The following is a 1,302-nucleotide window of genomic DNA, read 5'->3' as shown; positions in this document are numbered from 1 at the left end:
GGGAGTTTCCCAAACTTTGTGTAACTGCTTATAATCCACTAACCGGAGAATAAGCAATGACTACTCAATCTGACATTAAAAAACTGGCCGAGCAAATGGCTGGTAGCATGAAAAGCTTTGATAACATCAAAGACTTCCAAAAGCAGCTCATGCAATCCTTTATCGATACTGCCTTAGAGGCTGAGATGGAAGACCATCTCGGCTACCCCAAGCATGAGAAAGCAGATAAACCAAACAAGCGCAACGGACACACTAAAAAGACCGTCCGCAGTGATAGCGGCGCGCTTGAGATCTCCACCCCAAGAGACCGTGATGGTGACTTTGAACCTGCGTTAGTGCGTAAGCATCAAACCCGTATCAGTGGCCTTGATGATAAAATAATCATGTTTTATGCCAAGGGTCAAACCACCACTGAAATTGTCGAAACCATCAAAGACATCTACGACGTTGATATATCAAGCTCTCTTGTCTCAAGAGTCACGGATAACCTCTTAGATGACATCACCGCATGGCAGAACAGGCCACTGAGCAGCATCTATCCTATTGTCTACCTAGACTGCATTGTCGTTAAAGTACGTCAAGACAAGCAGATCATCAACAAAGCCATTTACTTAGCCCTAGGTGTTAACCTTAACGGTAAAAAAGAGCTGCTTGGTATGTGGTTATCAGAGAATGAAGGCGCTAAGTTCTGGCTGGGTGTTCTCACTGAACTACAAAACCGCGGCGTACAAGATATCCTCATTGCCTGTGTTGATGGTCTAAAAGGCTTTCCTGATGCCATCAATACGGTCTATCCCAATGCACAGGTTCAGCTGTGTATTGTACACATGGTGCGCTATTCGATGAAGTTTGTACCCTGGACAGACAAAAAGGCCGTAGCGGCTGATTTAAAAGCCATCTACGGCGCTGATACGCTTGAGATAGCAGAGGCCAATCTTGAGCACTTTGATGAGAATTGGGGCGATAAGTATCCGCACGTGGTTAAGTCTTGGCGCAATAACTGGGAGGGCTTAACGGTGTTCTTTGAGTACCCGAAAGACATCAGAAAAGCCATCTATACCACCAATGCTATTGAGTCTTTAAACAGCGTGATTCGGACAGCGGTGAATAAGCGTAAGGTGTTCCCCTCTGATCAGGCAGCATTCAAAGTGGTGTATTTAGCAACTCAGCAGGCATCCAAAAAGTGGTCTATGCCCATTCGTAACTGGACGTCTGCTTTAAATCGCTTTATGATTATGTTTGATGATCGTATAAGCAGGCATTTAATCTAAAGGGCAGTTACACAGAATCTGGGATGGGCTC

1 protein-coding gene is annotated in these 1,302 nt (G+C 45.1%); it reads left to right on the top strand.

The features are described 5' to 3' along the window. Positions 1-56: 56 nt before the first annotated feature. A complete protein-coding gene (locus HQR03_RS14040) occupies positions 57-1,271 on the top strand; it encodes an IS256 family transposase (protein ID WP_173240651.1) in 1,215 nt (404 codons plus the stop codon). Positions 1,272-1,302: the final 31 nt, after the last annotated feature.

Source organism: Psychrobacter okhotskensis (assembly GCF_013248965.1).
Lineage (GTDB): Bacteria > Pseudomonadota > Gammaproteobacteria > Pseudomonadales > Moraxellaceae > Psychrobacter > Psychrobacter okhotskensis.
This window is presented reverse-complemented; position numbering and strand designations above follow the sequence as displayed.

Excerpts from the sequence above, each read along its gene's own strand:
- HQR03_RS14040 (WP_173240651.1), top strand. The coding sequence starts at position 57 with ATGACTACTCAATCTGACATTAAAAAACTGGCCGAGCAAATGGCTGGT.